Raw genomic sequence first — 16,767 nt, 5'->3', positions numbered from 1 at the left:
CGCCCCAGCGTGTTAACGGGCCACGACCTAGTACTCCTCGTAGGTCATTGCCGCCAACTTTGCCACCAATGCTTGCCGTTCCTCCGGCGTCATCGTGACCCCTTCCGTCAGTTCAGACAGCCACAAACCGTCCGCTCCATAACGAACCAGATTACCTACATAGCTGCGGTCCAGCTCATCAGCATGTGCCAGATGTTGCAAAACCCAGTCGCGCCAGCATTTACGCAGCACCTTCTCATCCGGCATAGCCAAAGAAAGCAGAGCCAGTTGGCGGCTGGTATCTGTCTCGTTAATGCTGGCCAGATACATCAGGTAAGCGCGGGAAAAACGCCCGCGTCGGTTATTGTCGGCGGCCATCAGTGCCATAATGCCGCGATCCATAACCGCCAGCAGGCGGATAAAAAGCGCGTGAATGAGTTCCTGCCTGCCGGGGAAGTGGTGCAGCAATCCTCCTTTACTGACACCAGCCTGATTGGCTACGGCGTTTAAGGTAAGAGCAGCGATGCCATTTTTGGCGGCAATAATGCTAGCGGCTTCCAGCAACTGCTCTTGCAGTTTTTCCGGGTCTTTTTTTCTATGGGCGTAGGCGTTCATTCGGCGAATCATACCGGCCAGTCGGTATGTTAATTTTGATCGAGGTCAAGCCCTTTCCCGTATAGGTCTGACCAATCTGGAATAGTGTATACAAGTTCAAACTATTAAAATTTACTCGCCATACTTCACGTTGCATGGGGGCTAGCGGCATCCGTTCGCATCGGTAACATCATGGACTAGGCCCTTGGCGACACTCGGTCTCGCTGCCTGCATGCAACTCGAATTCTCTGGAGGATAGCCCATTGATTAGGTAAGTTTTTACTGATTTAAAACGGGCGGAGGGAGTTGCAGAACAGGTGTGAAAAGTAACAACAGGTTGTGATGAATAATGTGACACGTAACAAAAACAAGCAGAACCGCCCGAACGACCCCGGCTAGCTGCCCTGGACACTCAGTAGCGCGATCCCGGCCTCATGGTAATCGGCTGCATCCTCCGGCAGACGATCGAGAATCAGGGTATCGATCTGCGCTGGGGTGGCGAACTGCGCCAGAGAAGTGTTACCCAGTTTGCTATGATCGCACACCACGATCACCTGATTGGCATGCTCCACCATGCTGCGCTTGGTTTCCGCCAGCATAATGTCCGCCACGCAGGCACCATGTTTGAGCGAAAGGGCATTCACCCCCATAAAGGCTTTATCGATATTCAGCGTATCCATCAACGAACGGCCATTAATCGCTACCGAACAGTGGTAACCTTTCTTGACGATCCCGCCAAGCAACACGATTTGAATCGAATCCACATCTTCCAGGCTTTTAGCGATCATGAAGTCGTTGGTGATCACCGTAATATTACGGCGCTGGCGGATATGGCGGGCAATCTGCAAGGTGGTGGTGCCGGTATCCAGCACGATAATATCGCCGTCTTCTACCAGGCTGGCTGCCAGTTGGCCAATCTGTTCTTTAGCGGTGAGATTCACTTCTTCACGCTGGTCAGAATTGATTTCAAAACTGGCGCGGGTCCGCAGGATGGCACCGCCGTGGGTGCGGGTGAGCATGCCGGCGTCTTCCAGAATGCGCAAATCGGTGCGGATGGTGGCACCGGAAACGTTGAAACGCTCGCTCATTTCCCCGACGGAGAGCTTGCGCTTCTCTTTCAGGATGGTGAGAAGCTTCTCCTGACGTTCCTCTGCGTACATACTCACTCCCGGCCTGCTGAACGATGTGCGGGTAATATACCCCGCACATGCGTTGCTGGCAAAATCGGTGTTACAACGGCTGATTAAACTCCACACGTTCACCGTCTGGTCCAGTAATCATAAAGTAGCGCACGCCATTGCGGCCACTGGGTTGCCGTGCGGGGCCTTCCGTTAGCGGATAGCCCAGTTCCTCCATCCATTGCTGTGCCGCTGCCAGATCGCTGACCCGTAACGCCAGATGATCGATGCCAAAGGACGCCGTATCACGCTGTTGCCCCGGCCATGGCAACTGGTACAGCTCGAGCGTTAATTCCCCCAGTGCCAGAAAACGTAACGCTATGCTGCCCTGCGGATCCTCCAGCGTTAGAGACTGGGTGGTGGTAAATCCCAGTGAGTGATAGAAGCGGGTTGTCCGTTCGATATCCGTACTGCGCAGGCCAACATGTGCCAGACCCGCGATCAGATTTGCCATGCTATATCCCCTTCTTCACGCAGTAGAAACCGTAGAACGCCACGTAAGCGAAACAGATCAGCGGGACTGAGAAGGCGATTTGCATATTGCCGCCGTTGGCGTCGGAGATCATGCCCATGATCAACGGCACCACCGCGCCACCGATAATCGACATTACTACGATCGAACCGGCCACCTGCGTCTCTTCCCCCAGCCCTTTGATGGTCAGGCCGAAGTTGGTGGGCCAGCATAGCGCCATGCAGAAGTTGGTGCCCATAATGGCGACCACGGCGAACAGGCTGTGAATATTGACCGCTAACATCAGCAACAGCACACAGATGGAGCAGAACACCCCCAGCAGCAGCGCCGGGTTGAACTTCTTCATCAGCGCAGTGGTGACTACCTTACCGGCGGAGTAGCAAACCAATGTGGCGATCAGCCAATAGGTGGCGGAGTGTTCCGTGGTGCCTTGTTCAATCATCTGCACAAAGCGAATGGTAAAGCTCCACAAACCCACCTGCGCCCCGACGTACAGAAACTGGGAGAGTACCCCAAGACGGAAACGCGGTAAGGCCAGTAGGACGCGCAATGACTGGGAAAGCGGTTTGCCACCTGCACCTTGCGCACGCTGGGTTTTACAGGCAGGGAATTTAACCGCCATAAAGATCAGTGCCAGCACCAATAATACCGAACCGATGATCAGATAGGGTGTGACCACCTGCGATACCATCTGTGTGCGCGCAGCCTCGGCCATTTCGGCCGGCATCTGTAGCAACTGCTCGTGAGTGGGATCGCTCTTGCCGAACACTAACTGCTGGCCGATCAGTACCCCGAAGATCACCCCAAGTGAGTTAAAAATCTGCGAGAAGTTAATGCGCTGCGTAGAGGTTTCCAGCGGGCCTAACAGGCTAGAGTAGGTATTAGCGGAGGTTTCCAGGAACGACAGACCGGCGGCGATCACCCCCAGACAAGCCAGGAAGGCACCATAGGTCATGATTTGTGCGGCGGGGATAAACAGGAAACAGCCGAGCGCATACAGGCACAGGCCAATAATAATCGCCACCTTATATGAGTAACGTTTGATCACTGCTGCAGCGGGTAGCGCCACCAGAAAGTAGCCAAGGAAGAAGATCGACTGCACCAGCGCGGTTTGGGTATCGGTAAGATCAAACCCCTTCTTGAACTGGGCGATGAGAATGTCGTTAAGGTTGCCTGCCATACCCCAAAGGGCAAACAGGCAGCAGACCAGCATCAGTTGCAACCAGGGGGTGGCGGGCAGATAGGCGCTGCGGTCGATGCTTTCCGCGGCGGACTGTTGCGTCGAAGTCGTTTTACTGATCAGAGATTCGCTCATTGTGAAGTTCCTTTATCCGCAGAGAAAGAGAACGAGCTAATAACATCAAGCTGTTCGTAGAGAGGGTGGGCCTGACGATAGAGCTGTTCAAACAGCTCAAAGCAGCGCAGGTAGTGCTCGTGCAACCGGGGGTCTGGCATAAATTCCCGTTCAACGCTGACGGTACGGCTAACGCCCTGCGCAAAACTGCTAAACAAACCGACGCCGACGCCCGCGATAATCGCGCAACCGGTGGTACCGTTTTCCTGATTGCGGGTTTGCAGGATCGGCAGGTTGTAGGCCGAGGCTTTAATTTGCAGCCATAACGCACTGCGTGCACCGCCACCGGAAGCGATCATGGCTTCGGGTTCCTGAGTACAACGGCGTAACTGTTGTAGGTTGCGCAATGCGGCCAACGCGACGCCTTCCAGCACCGCACGGTAAAGATGCTCCTGCCGGTGTTTGCGCTGTAATCCGAAGAACTGTGCCCGCGAGTTAGTGTGTTCCGCCAGGCGCTCACCGGTCAGATAAGGCAGGAATAACAAACCTTCTGCCCCCGGTGTGACCGTTGCTGCCAGATCGAGCATTTGCTGGTGGCTGAGGCGGCTGTCGTTCAGCGCCATCCGCGCCCAGCGCATGGCATCGCCACCGGCATCCAGAATGGTAAAACCGCCCCAGGCCGGATTGGCCAGATGCAGATTGTTGATCCAGGGATCGAGCAGTGGTTGCTTGGCTACCACAGTTAATAGCGTGGAGGTGCCGGTGCTGTCCGATGCGGTACCGGGTTGATAAACCCCAGAGCCCAGCAGCGTGGCGGCCATATCTGCTGCACCGGCTACGACCGGGATCCCCACGGGTAAACCGGTGGCGGCAGCGGCAGCCTGATCGATCTGGCCAATAACATCGCTGGAAAGATGCAGAGTGGGCAACTGATCGCGACGCAACTGGAACTGGCTGAGCGCTACATCAGACCAGGTTTGCGTGCTGCTATCCATCAGGTAATAACAGGAGGCTTCGCTGTAGTCGGTGGCGTGTACGCCGCAGAGGCGGAAGTTGATATAGTCTTTCGGCATCAACACGGTAGCGACGCGTGCCCACAGCGTAGGATGATTTTCCCTTAGCCAGCACAGCTTGAAGGCTGGCCAGGCGGCGGTGGGGGGATTGTTTAGCCGTGTCAGCCAGGGTTCAGCGGCTTGTTGTTGCTTAAAGCGTTCCACCTGCGGTTGCGAACGTTTATCGTTCCAGAGCAGGGCGCTGTCGATCACCAGTTCACCATTGGCATCCAGCAGTACGGTGCCATGCATTTGCCCGCAGACGCCCACGGCAGCAATGCGTGGACGATATTCGGCAAAGTGGGTCAACAGCTCTTGAACACATGCACAGGCACTTTGCCACCATAGCGATGGCGGCTGTTCTGCCCATCCCGCCTGCGGCGTGATCTGATCGTATTCACGCTGGGCGAAACCAAGGATTTCCCCGGTACACATGACCAGCCCGGCGCGGGTACTGCCGGTGCCGATATCAAGGGTAAGAAGCAAGTCTTTCATTATTATCACTCCTGGTTGGGGCGGTGTTAACCACCCCGAGAAGCGTTACGCTGGTGCGTTAAGGGGCATCGCGTATCAGTTATTGTTCAGTTCTGGGAACAGGCCTGGGTCTTGCTCCAACTGCTCCAGTAATTTTTCAGTAGCGTTGGCACTCATACCGAAGCGGCGCACGCCCAGGCGATAAAGCGCCCGCACCGTATCCAGATCGCGAATGCCACCTGCTCCTTTAATCTGGATGCGCCCGCGTAACTGATCGGCAATGATGGCTACCTTCTCTTCCGTGGCACCGGTAGGTGCCCAACCGGTGGAGGTTTTCACCCAGGCCATGCCGACTTCTACTGCGATATCACAGACTTTGCGGATCTGCTGCTCATTGAGGTAGTGGGTTTCCAGAATGACTTTGGCGGGAATAGGGGCAGCCGCTTCCACCACCCGCCGCAGGTCTTCGCGCACATAGTCGTAATCGCCGGATAGCACCTTGCCGATATTGACCACCATGTCCACTTCGCGAGCACCATCAGCAATCAACTGACGAACCTCTTGCACTTTGGTATCTGTGGCGTGGCCGCCACTGGGGAAGCCAACCGGGCCGCCGATCATTACGTCCGCACGGCCTTGTTCCGGTAGCAGAGTACTGAGCAAGCGTGTCCAGCAGGGCAGCACGTGCACAGAGATGATGCGGTAGCGGCTGGCCAACTCGGCGCAGTGGCGGACATCAGCTTCGGTGTTGGCAGCCTGCACCGCACTGAGATCGATAAGCCTGGCCATGCGCCTTGTGGTTTCATTCATTTTCAATTCCTCTTATTTAATTTCAGTTTTATTGTTTTTTCACCTTACTTGTTTTCATATGCAATTAAAAACGCAGATTGCGGCAAATGTGATCCGTTTTGCAGTTTTCACAAAGGGGAGATCGAAATAGGGGGAGGAGGGCAAGGAATGAGCGTGTAATGGAAGCTGGCAGGCATAACGCCCACGTTTTCTACATACGACTTCAGTGCCGAAGTGGCGAGATCGGTAGACGCAGTTCAGCCGTCGTAACTCGGCATTTGCTAAAAGGACATAAGCCGGGCGGTAGCGGCACGACCAGAACCCGATGGCCGGGTTCGTAGCAACGCGAATTTTTAGGGGAGAGGTTCATTCTTTCACGGGCTGAATTGAGCCCGACAGTTCGTGGGCATGAGTCATTTTACCCATCACGAAAGCCAGATTTGCCGCCGCGATCAGAGCAGCGGCATGCGCGTCCGCACTCATTTGCTGCGCATTCAACAGCCCATTGGCCGCCTCGTTGGCAACCGTTATGGTGCCGACACCATTGCGATAAGACTCCAGCGCGGCGTCATAAGCAATAAACGATGTTTTCACGAGACTCAACGCCGCCTGATTGGATTCAAGCGCAGAACGTAGGGTATCTGCCGCAACTACAATTTCACGCACCGCCAACTCTTGCGTTTTCTTAAAACCTTCAGCAGCAGCCACTGCGCGAGATTCAGCCTCTTTAACTCTGGCGGCACGGATCCCCCCATCATAAAGAGGAACGCTGACACCGACCAGAATACTGGAGGATGAGGTTTGCTGGCTGATTCCTGGCAAGCCTTGAATATCGAAGCGCCCATCGCCACCCGCAATTGCTCCGGCAAGATAGACTTTCGGCAAAAAGTCCGCTTCAGCCGCTGTGATACCCGCCTTGGCGGCTTCGGCGGCAGCATAGCTGGCTAATACATCTGGCCGCTGGGAAAGCGCCAGCCGAATCATCTTTTCCGTTGGCGGGCTGGCGGCGTCCGGTAGAGCACGATCCTCAGCATAATCGACTTTCATCGCCAATGAAGGGCTCACCCCCATTGCGCCCAATAATGCCTGGTAGGCATCGCGTTCAGTCCCCTTCGCCACGACGCGGCGTAGCTCAGACTGTGCGACCTGCTGTTGTGCCAGGGCAACCTCTACAACCGTCGCAATTCCGTTCTTGCGGCGTTGTTCTGCCGCATCCTGAATCTTCAGGCTATTCTTCAGCGTTTGCTCTGCTATTTGGCTCTGGACCAGCGCTGCGCCATATTGGAAATAAGTACGAGTGACATCATAAATCAGCTTCTGGTGCATGCCATTAAAGGTCACATTGGCAGCGTAGGAGGTCTGTTTAGCGGCATCAAGCAATGCGCTACGCTGCCCAAAATCAAAGATAAGCCACTGTAATGCCAGCGCTGGGACAACCGCGCTCCCGGTGGTGGTCAGATCCTTTTCGTTGCCGACAGCGTAAGGTAATGGCGTGGTTGTACTTTGGTAGCCACCGATCACGCTTGCTGAGATGATCGGCAAAAATATCGCCTCGCCCATTCCAACCGCAAGAGCGGCTTGTCGCGCCTGTTGCCAGGCAATACGGGTATCAGGATTCTGGCTTTGGGCGATATCAATCAGCTCTGGTAACGAATAAGCGTGATCGCTCTTGATGGTGGGCGGTGGAGCCAATTCTGCCACCACTGGATTGGGTGGCACAGAAAAGTTACCGCTTCCTAAGGGGGCCCCGGCCTTCACATTCGGCGTCCAGGGTTCGGTATAAGATGCAGGCGCAAGATCCAAACGATCCGTGGCACAACCGGTGAGCAGCATGCTCCAACTTAATATCAAGCAAGTCAGACTGATTTTGGCTATTCGGGTCACCAAGGCAGCGTGCATCGTCATATCATTAAATTCCCAAAAGTTCCTTAAGCCGCTTTATATGTTTTTGAATAGTAATATCAATCGGTGATAAACCTGGCCGCAATGATGCACCATTCTGTCGCAGCTCATGAGATAACGCGGTGGCATTACCGTCAGCCGAGAGGCGACGCAGTTGCTCCACATCAGACGCAGACTTTTCAGTGGGTAGGAACAGCACTGGGCATAATTTGCTCATCTCATCCAGTATTGCCTGCAAACGTGCATATTCCTCCTGTGGGAGGCGCAGTTGTGCGGGTTCAAAGGGAACTAGCGCTAACTCTTCCTGCGCAAGGGTAATGTCTGCCTCAACGGCAGTTGCTTCTCTTAGTGCCGCTGGCCGCGCATCGGGCGACAACGCTGCCAGACTGACCAATCCCTTCAACGCATGACTGATATGGATGCGTACAGTGTCTGCAATCGCCACAGGCCAAAGCCGGGTAAAGATCACATACACCACCAGATTACCCAGCAAGATACCGAGCACCCTGTCGAGAGCCGCGCCCATATCCGTGCTCGGCCCAAAGCCTTGTAACACCGTCAGCAGGAAAGCCAGCCCTATCTGCACACCGGCATAGGCGATACGCTCGTTGCCACATGACACCCAGGCAGCCAACAAAATGCAGCCAAACACCAGCGTCATCAATTGCCCGATATCATTCAGATGGGGGATAATGAAAGCTATTGCCAGCACCCCCAACAGCGCCCCAAACAGGCAACCGATGATCCGTAATACCAGTTTATGAACGGTTTCACCGGTGGTCCCTAACGCCACGACATAGCAAGTGATCATCGCGGTATGAATATCCTGCCAATCCAATGCGGTGTAGATCAGATAGCAAATTAGGGCTGCTGCCGTGGTTTTCAGCGCAAACTGCTGGTGGATCGGGTTGCTCAAGGCATCTGTAGCAAAGAAAGAGGATTTCGGGGCACCTGAGTCTTGTTCATCATCGGCATTCGCCAATGCTATCAGCGCATTTTTTATCTCCTCGATTTCACCACTCTTATTCTCCGCAGTAAATCGGGGGTTAACAGCGAGGCCACCCGCAGCAATCGCCCGCGCAGCATCGCGGCAGTAAGCTGCAAGCTCAAGACGCACATTCTCTGGTGAGGCAGGGGGCAAAACCGACGCCGCCAGCAGCAGCCGGTAACTGCTTTTTACGGCATTTTCAAGCCAAGCGGCTTCGATTGCGGGCCGGAGATGAAAAATACGCACAAAAAGTGCCCGTTGCTGATGTTCACTCTGCCCTTCCTGTAGCAATTCCCCAATACGGGCCCGAGTGGCGGTATCAGGTTGCTGCAATGCCTCGGCTACCGTGAATAATCGCTCGGATAAACTGGCTCGCAATAGTGTCTGGGGGGCTCGCCCAAAGAACAGGTTAAACCCGATAATTAGCAACATCGGGGAAGCTGCCATTAACCAGGCATACAATAGCCCCCGCGTGGCAACTTCACCCATTGGGATATCGCCGAGCAGCGTCATCACAAACGCAATAACCAGCGCAATAATACTGCCAACCGGGCCAAGCTTGCTGGCAGAGCCGAGGTAAAGAAACAGATACGAGCTGACAATCAGCGTCGCCATCCGTAATGGCACCGCTTCCAAAGTGAAATGAATAAGCAGAAATACCAGCCCGACAACCAGCGAGACCAAGACGATGATGGCGGCAGCCATGACCATACTTTCTACGCCATCCGGCTTCATGACGAAAATAATGAGATAACAACTAATCGCGGATTCCGGGATGCCATACACCATCGCCACCATTGCCATCAGCGCACAAAGGGCAGCAACCCGCCAGGCCATGGCCACCCGCCCAGGGAAATAGGCCAAATCTGCTTTTGCCTGGCGGATTAAGCCGCCAAACGTCCCGTCAGCAACCATGGTCATTTCGCACTATCACCACAGCCGTCGCCCCGATGCGCATCAGATCCTCCGGCGGTTGCTCCAGACTGATCCGCACAGGAAAACGCTGGACCACTCGTACCCAATTCAATGACTTTGGTACATAAGGCAGGCTACGCGGGATATGCAACATATCCTCAGAGCTAACCCCCCAACCGATCCCCTCAACGCGGCCCTGAATGGCGCGCTGCCTGTCGGCCATGACGTACACGGTAGCGCAATCCCCCACCTGGATGTTCTTCAATTCTGTTTCGCGGAAAAACGCCGAAGCATGCCAATGTTCAGTATTGATAAGGGTAAAAATAGATTGCTCTGGCACAACAAACTCGCCGACAGAGACCGTCAGCCCTACGACACGGCCATCATGAGGGGCACGCACCTGAGTATTCGCCAACTCACGTTCTGCAATGGCCAGCGCGGCGCGGCGCGCGGCCACCAACGCTTCAGCCGCTGCCGTGCTGCTAACCAAGGCTTCGGCCGCTGAGGACTGTTTTAATGCCTGTTTCAGGCTGACTTCGGCATCGTGTTTCGCCGTCATCGCATCATCAACCTGTTGGGCGGTAACATAGCCTTTAGGTAGAAGAGGTTGTAAACGTGCAAGCGTCTGAGTTGCCAATTTGAGATTAGCCTGGGCTCGCAGAATCTGTTCGTTAGTGATCGCTGCGTTGGATTGTTCGGCAACCACCGTCCGTTGCTGAGTATCAAGGGCGGCTTGCGCTATTTTCAACTCGGCCTGCGCCTGTTCGACCTGCAGCCGATAGAGATCGGGCTCAATAGAAAACAGCAAATCACCGCGCTGCACTTTGCTGTTTTCTGCAACATTAAGCGAGAGAATTCGGCCGGGTACCGAGCTGGCGACATGCACCACGCTGGCCCCCAACTCTGCATCTTCAGATAACGGATTCAATGTGGTCTGCCGTACTGAAAGCCAACCCGATACCAATGCCGCTACGATGATGACGCCAGCGACAGCGAAGGCCAACCGCCGCTTGCGCCCACTCTCAGATAGTTTATTCATATGCATTATTCATCGCGTAAACAACAATAGGGAACAGATGAATGCCACCGCGAGCGCCAGGCAGACATACACAAACAGCCGCCATGGCAACGCCTCATCAATACCAACACGAATAAACAGAATGCGCGCCATTATCGCCGCGATTATCCCGATAAAGGCGCAAGCCATCCAAGCAGGAAAATAAGAGCCTAATAATGAAAAGGAGGGAGCCTCTTTCACCGTACAACCGCTCAACACGATAACCGATGGCAAAACCCAAGGCCCACACCATTGATGACGTTTTGCGGTGCGTAAAAGCGTGAAGGGGAAAACCAGCTGCTTCCTGAAGGAAGTCATATTATTCATCGAACAGCCTCAATTGACATGCCCTCACCAGAAAACCAGGTTGATTGCTTTATACCCATCACATTTGACGTTGCTGGAGGGCTTTGAGACCCCGCCCATGCAGGGCCTCGTCTATTTGGGGCCACTGCCAGCAACTCGAATTATTTGGGGTATAAACAGCAACTACTGGCCACTTCCCAATGTATTTTTGAAGATTTGCCCATCTTTCATAATTAACCGGAATGCTCTCTCTGGCTGAGCAATAAGTTGAATATCATCCAATGGATTACCGTCGACCAGAATCAGATCGGCCAGCGCGTCATTTTCTACCACTCCCAACTTACCGGGATACGGATTCCTTGGGCCAGAGAGAGCGCAAAGTTCAGCGTTAACACTGGTAGCCATCTTGAGCACTTCAAGTGGCGTATACCAGCGGGTCAGCTTGGCTAATTGCGCCCCCTGACGGGTGGCCAGCCGAGCATCGAACAGCGTATCGGTGCCCCAGGCCGTCCTGATGTTATATTTTTTCGCCAGCATATAGGCTGTATCGGTACCCGCAACCATTTCGAGCTGCTTGGCACGTGACGCCGGGGTGGCCATTGGAACAGCATCCTCGTCATCAAGGAAGGGCTGAAGGCTCCACCAGATGCCTTTTTCTGCCATTAACTGGGCGGTTTGTTCATCCACCAACTGGCCGTGTTCAATGCACTTAACCCCGCCGTTGATCGCCATGGTGACGGCTCTGGCAGTGTAGGCATGGACGGTGACGTAAGTTCCCCAGTTTTCTGCCGCTGTAACTGCCGCCTGTATTTCAGGCACTGAACCTTCCGTTACGCTGATGGAGTCATACATCGAGGCCACGCCGCCGCCAGCCATATATTTGAGTTGCGATGCTCCTCGCATTAGTTGCTCTCTGGCACGCAGTAATACTTGATCAACACCGTCGGCAATCGCGGTCATGCCAACACGTTCAGCGTAACTCAGAGGATCTGATGGTGTATGTGGTAACTCACCAATCAGGCGAAAATCACCATGCCCACCGGTTTGGGTGATAAAAGCACCAGAAGGAAAGATTCGTGGGCCGGTAGCTACTCGCTCATCAATGGCGCGTTTTAAGCCAAAGACTGGCCCACCCATATCACGCACGGTGGTGAACCCCCGCATCAATGTGGCATCGGCCTCAGCAATTGCCAGCGCTTGGATATAATTAAAATCCGCCGTCATTGCTGTCATCATTGAGGGGCGGGCCATAATGGCATGCCAGTGTGCGTCAATCAGCCCCGGCATCAATACGCCACCGCCGCCGTCAATCAGCTCTACGTGCGCAGGCAATGGCGCATCTGCGGGTTCAACCGATTTGATTCTGTTGCCTTCCACCAATACCCGCAGCCCATCTCGCAGGCCGTCAGAAACACCATCAAAGACGCGAATATTGATAAAAGCCATCACTCGTGCAGCATGATCTGCGACATCTCTTTTTTGTGCTTTTGCGCCTGGGACAGCCGCCGCCACAGTCGCCCTGGTGATAGGGGCGGATTGAGCCGCTTTCTGGGAAAATACCGTATTGATACGCACAAATGCCGGGCTATGGCAGAGGCAAACGTCCGAGTGAGTGCATGGAAACTGAATTAACGGCATATGAGGCATAACGCTCTCCATTATTAATTACCCCACAAAAACTTGAAGACTGTTTTCTAGCATAGAACAATCTTGCTTTTAACTGCTTGTTTTAAGACGAACTCGTTAAAATCTAGTTCGGTATCCCTGGGTGACGGCCTTCTGCTTCCCAGGTAAATGCCGCGAAATCGCTATTTTCATCACGCCAGTGAGGCTTACGGGCGAAATAAATCAAGAATGGCAATGCCACAAAAAACAGCGTGGTAACGATCAGGATCCCTACATATTCAGTTGGGCTACCCACCGAAATTTGGCTGGGTGGAATAAAACTGAATATGAAAGCCAGAATTGAACCAATAAGCCCTGCACCACCAATAAACCACATCCCAATGTCCCCGCCGGGAATATGATATGGCCGTGGACGATTCGGTTGGCTATAACGCAGATAAATAGCAGAGCTGAACATCAGCATATACATGATAAGATACAAGATAACGGTCAGTTGACTCATTATTTGATATGCAGCCTGTACCGAAGGTAATACCACAAACAGTATCGCCAACAAGGAAACCAGCAGCGCCTGTAACAGCAAAATATGGGTTGCCATGCCATTCTTATTGGTATGTTGCCACCAACGCGGCAGATAGCCCGCTTTGGCCACAACTAACAGCCCTGAAGACGGGCCAGCAACCCAGGTTACGACACCTGCCAAAACGCCAATAGCCAGAGCAAAAGCAACAACTGGCCCCAACCATTCCAGATGAGCCCACTTGAACATAGCGTCATATGCCACCAACAGGCTTTGCGTCAAACTAATATCAGATTGTGGAATAATAAAGGCGATAGCCAGAGTACCTAATACGAAAATGAGCACGGTACCCACTGCGGAAAGCATAATGGCAATCGGATAGTTCTTGTTAGGGTTGTCCACATCTTTAACATGGATGGCATTCATCTCCATACCCGCATAGAATAAGAAAATACTAGCAGCCAGCACCACATTATCAAAGTTGTTAAAATCAGGAACCACCTGACTCCAGTCTAATTGTATTTGCGATGTTCCACCGCCGATTAAATAAGCAAAGCCTAACACGATCAGAATCACCGCTGGGATAATGGTACCGATAATTCCGCCCCACTTTGCAACCTTGGCGAAAGTATCAACCCCTTTAAAGGCAATAAAGGTGGCTAGCCAATAAATGAATAGCACGATGCCCAACACAAAGAATTTGTTGGCGGATAGTGCTTCATCCCATCGTTGTTCTGGCCCAACAAAGGCTAGTGACACGGCCGCAAACGTCAGTGCTGTTGGGAACCAGACGGTTACCTCTATCCACAGCATAAACATGGCGAGAAACGCTAAGCGTGGGCCAAATGCTTCACCAACCCAGCGAAATATCCCCCCTTTTTCAGGCCAGCCGGTGGCTAATTCTGCGGCCACCAGTGAGACCGGGATTAAAAAAAATACTGCTGCAAATAAATAGTAAAAGATTGAACTCAAGCCATACTCAGCCTCAGCGGGCAATCCCCTTAAGCTAACGACGGCTACGATATTCATAATCGCCAGTGTAGTAATACCCAGTTTTTTTACCGGAGTTGCAGCTTTAGCCACTGCAGCACCTGAGACATTATTTGACATAATTTACCCACCTGATTGGGCGGCATAATGCCGCCTTGGTTCATACCCGCCATACTTCAGGTTGTCTGTGCGTTCGAATTATTTAGGGTATATAAGGTTAAGAATCAGAATAAGCATCGTCATCGGGTTTAGGTATGATTAAAACTATTCTGCCCTGCCTCCCCTCCAAGAGATGGATGTTCACTCAAGTACGTCAATGCAGATTTAACGTCTTCTAAGAACAAATCGGCAAAATCTATCTCAAAGCCACGACGACACATGATTCGCATCACGGTGACATCTGACATACCCCCGCTGAGGGCAAAAGCGGGAACCTGCCAGCCACGGAGACGCAACCGCTCAGACAGGTCATAGAGCGTATAACCGGGATTTTCTCCTTCTCTGATGCGAAAACAGATCGCAGGGATCCCTTCTGTTGGTAAGCCTTTGCAGTAAAATTCATATGGCCCCAATGGCGCCAGCGCGTTAGCCAGATATTGCGCCACCTGATAAGAGGCCGTATGTACTTTGGTGTATCCTTCCCGGCCCAGACGCAAGAATTCATAGTATTGAGAAATCACCTGCCCTGCAGGGCGAGAGAAGTTAATGGCAAAAGTCCCGACCTGCCCACCGAGATAATCAACTTTAAAAACAAGTTCTTCCGGTAAGGCTGCCGCATCACGCCAAATCACCCAACCGCAGCCTAACGGAGCCAAACCAAACTTGTGACCTGATGTACTGATGGATTTAACACGCGGTAAACGGAAATCCCAAACAATCTCAGGGGCAACAAACGGCGCCAGAAAGCCACCGCTGGCCGCATCAACGTGGATATCAATATCTAGGCCGGTATCTTTATAAAGCTGGTCAAGTGCGTCACTCAGTTCCTGCGGGAATTCATAATTACCGGTATAAGTCACCCCAAAAGTCGGTACGACACCAATCGTGTTCTCGTCACAGGCTTCAATCATACGCTTAGGGTCCAAAAACAACTGACCCGGTGCCATCTGAATCTCTCGGATTTCAACGTCCCAGTAACGGGCGAATTTATGCCAGCAAACCTGCACGGGTCCACAGACAAAATTCGGCTTATCTGTTGGCTTGCCTGCGGCTTCTCTTTTTTTGCGCCAACGCCATTTCATTGCCATACCACCGAGCATGCAGGCTTCTGAAGAACCGATGGTATTGGTACCCACAGCCTGACCATTTTGTTGCTTAGGGGCATTCCATAAATCGGCCATCATGTTCACACAGCGCATATCTATCGCTGCAGATTGGGGATATTCTTCTTTGTCGATCCAGTTCTTATTGATGGAGATATCCATCAATTTATGAACGTTATCGTCATCCCATGTCTGGCAAAACGTAGCCAAGTTTTGCCGTGCATTGCCATCCAGCAGGAGTTCATCATTAATGATCTGGAAAGCAATATCTTCACGCATTTCCTCTAGTGGAAAACGTTTGTCTTCTACCCTATTACGAATTGCTTCAGAACCAAAACGTGAGTCCAAAAACTCCGCATGATATTTCTTTGTGGTTTTTTCAGTCATTTCATACCCCTCGCAAAAATAGAGCTCCAATTAAAGCTAGAACAATAAAATCGGCAGCACAAGCGTAGAGTTAAATTTAATTTTATCTTATATCCACTGAGCGTTAATTCGCTATATGGTTTTATATAACGTTATGAATAGTTAAGAAATAATATAATTAATTAACTTTTTTAATGTTTATTTATATGAGCGGGAAATTAGATTTTTAGCAGGCGGCAAGCAGCGATGAGATTAAGAACACAGATAACTCTGTGATGGAAGTGTAGTCAATATGTAAACAAATTAAGGCAAGATGGATAAATTGTCATTATCCGTTTACTCGGGAGAGCAGGGGCAGAGGTTCTGAGAGCGGCTGACTGCCAGGTTGAGAAAGAGAGGGGGAATTCAATGATATTAAAAGCTTATTAAAGTTAATAATTTATAATTATCTGATAAATAGTGCTCTGTTTTATTAAACGGGCTGCCAAATAAAATCGTGGTTCATCAATTAGCGTGCAGAAGAAAGCGCCAGTCTCCAGGTTATCCACTTTAGTTAGAGTGGGAACAACACCAACGGTATTTTGATGTTCGCTAACATACCTACCCTAGCCCCGCTGCCCCCCAATGGTCCACCGGGATTTGCGGCTACCATCACACCATTCCCGCCAGCTCATGCTGATCCTGATGGTGCTGCTGCGGTAGTGGTTGAGGCGTTAGAACGCTAAAAGTGGATTACCATCTGATAGGGACGGCACCTGTCTATAAGGAACCTTTTCAGCATCTGACTATTGCGGGGCAGTTGCGGTGACATCAGGTTTTTTACTCAGTAGCGGCCGATAAATGGTCATGGCGTGCCAATTTAGCGCTTGGTATTGAAGCGACATTAAACCCACCAGTTAGCACTAAACCGGTATCTTCGCCATGCGGGTGGCTCAGGAGCCGGGATAACAGGGATGGTTTAATCAGCTTGATTTCAATGCCAGACAGTAAGTTCTTCATATAA

13 protein-coding genes are annotated in these 16,767 nt (G+C 52.2%); all 13 read right to left on the bottom strand.

Going from position 1 to position 16,767, the window contains the following annotated elements:
• Positions 1 to 27: 27 nt before the first annotated feature.
• The 13 genes from WG891_RS09360 to WG891_RS09300 all read right to left on the bottom strand — a co-directional run bounded on the left by WG891_RS09360 (position 28) and on the right by WG891_RS09300 (position 15,785).
• Positions 28 to 606, bottom strand: a complete 579-nt coding sequence (locus WG891_RS09360; protein ID WP_337262541.1) for a TetR/AcrR family transcriptional regulator — start codon at positions 604 to 606, stop codon at positions 28 to 30.
• Between the two features lie 362 nt (positions 607 to 968).
• The gene (locus WG891_RS09355) at positions 969 to 1,733 is read right to left on the bottom strand and encodes a DeoR/GlpR family DNA-binding transcription regulator (RefSeq protein ID WP_337262540.1); all 765 of its coding nucleotides are present in this window, start codon (positions 1,731 to 1,733) and stop codon (positions 969 to 971) included.
• 70 nt (positions 1,734 to 1,803) lie between these two features.
• The gene (locus WG891_RS09350) at positions 1,804 to 2,205 is read right to left on the bottom strand and encodes a VOC family protein (protein ID WP_337262539.1); all 402 of its coding nucleotides are present in this window, start codon (positions 2,203 to 2,205) and stop codon (positions 1,804 to 1,806) included.
• A gap of 1 nt (position 2,206) precedes the next feature.
• The gene (gene fucP / locus WG891_RS09345; protein WP_337262538.1) at positions 2,207 to 3,538 is read right to left on the bottom strand and encodes an L-fucose:H+ symporter permease; all 1,332 of its coding nucleotides are present in this window, start codon (positions 3,536 to 3,538) and stop codon (positions 2,207 to 2,209) included.
• Entirely contained in the window at positions 3,535 to 5,064 is a 1,530-nt protein-coding gene (locus tag WG891_RS09340; protein WP_337262537.1) for a xylulokinase, read from the bottom strand. The genes fucP and WG891_RS09340 overlap by 4 nt, the downstream gene beginning before the upstream one ends.
• A 75-nt stretch (positions 5,065 to 5,139) precedes the next feature.
• Complete coding sequence (gene deoC, locus WG891_RS09335; RefSeq protein ID WP_337262536.1) at positions 5,140 to 5,853, bottom strand: deoxyribose-phosphate aldolase; 714 nt, start codon at positions 5,851 to 5,853, stop codon at positions 5,140 to 5,142.
• A 345-nt stretch (positions 5,854 to 6,198) separates the two neighbouring features.
• Positions 6,199 to 7,737, bottom strand: a complete 1,539-nt coding sequence (locus tag WG891_RS09330; RefSeq protein WP_337262535.1) for a TolC family protein — start codon at positions 7,735 to 7,737, stop codon at positions 6,199 to 6,201.
• A 4-nt stretch (positions 7,738 to 7,741) separates the two neighbouring features.
• Positions 7,742 to 9,643, bottom strand: a complete 1,902-nt coding sequence (locus WG891_RS09325) for an FUSC family protein (protein WP_337262534.1) — start codon at positions 9,641 to 9,643, stop codon at positions 7,742 to 7,744.
• Positions 9,627 to 10,676 (bottom strand): multidrug transporter subunit MdtN, encoded by a 1,050-nt coding sequence (gene mdtN, locus WG891_RS09320; RefSeq protein ID WP_337262533.1) that lies wholly within the window; start codon positions 10,674 to 10,676, stop codon positions 9,627 to 9,629. Before mdtN ends, WG891_RS09325 begins: the two co-directional genes overlap by 17 nt.
• Before the next feature lie 9 nt (positions 10,677 to 10,685).
• Positions 10,686 to 11,021 carry a YtcA family lipoprotein gene (locus WG891_RS09315; protein WP_337262532.1) on the bottom strand — a complete coding sequence of 112 codons (336 nt, stop codon included), beginning with the start codon at positions 11,019 to 11,021 and terminating at the stop codon, positions 10,686 to 10,688.
• Between the two features lie 162 nt (positions 11,022 to 11,183).
• Complete coding sequence (locus tag WG891_RS09310; protein WP_337262531.1) at positions 11,184 to 12,647, bottom strand: metal-dependent hydrolase family protein; 1,464 nt, start codon at positions 12,645 to 12,647, stop codon at positions 11,184 to 11,186.
• Positions 12,648 to 12,750: 103 nt separating this feature from the next.
• The gene (gene gadC, locus WG891_RS09305) at positions 12,751 to 14,256 is read right to left on the bottom strand and encodes a putative glutamine/gamma-aminobutyrate antiporter GadC (protein WP_337262530.1); all 1,506 of its coding nucleotides are present in this window, start codon (positions 14,254 to 14,256) and stop codon (positions 12,751 to 12,753) included.
• Positions 14,257 to 14,384: 128 nt separating this feature from the next.
• Positions 14,385 to 15,785, bottom strand: coding sequence for a glutamate decarboxylase (locus WG891_RS09300; protein ID WP_337262529.1), 1,401 nt, complete (start codon positions 15,783 to 15,785; stop codon positions 14,385 to 14,387).
• Between the last annotated feature and the right edge of the window lie 982 nt (positions 15,786 to 16,767).

It is taken from the genome of Serratia sp. MMO-28 (assembly GCF_037199905.1).
Lineage (GTDB): Bacteria > Pseudomonadota > Gammaproteobacteria > Enterobacterales > Enterobacteriaceae > Chania > Chania oryzae.
This window is presented reverse-complemented; position numbering and strand designations above follow the sequence as displayed.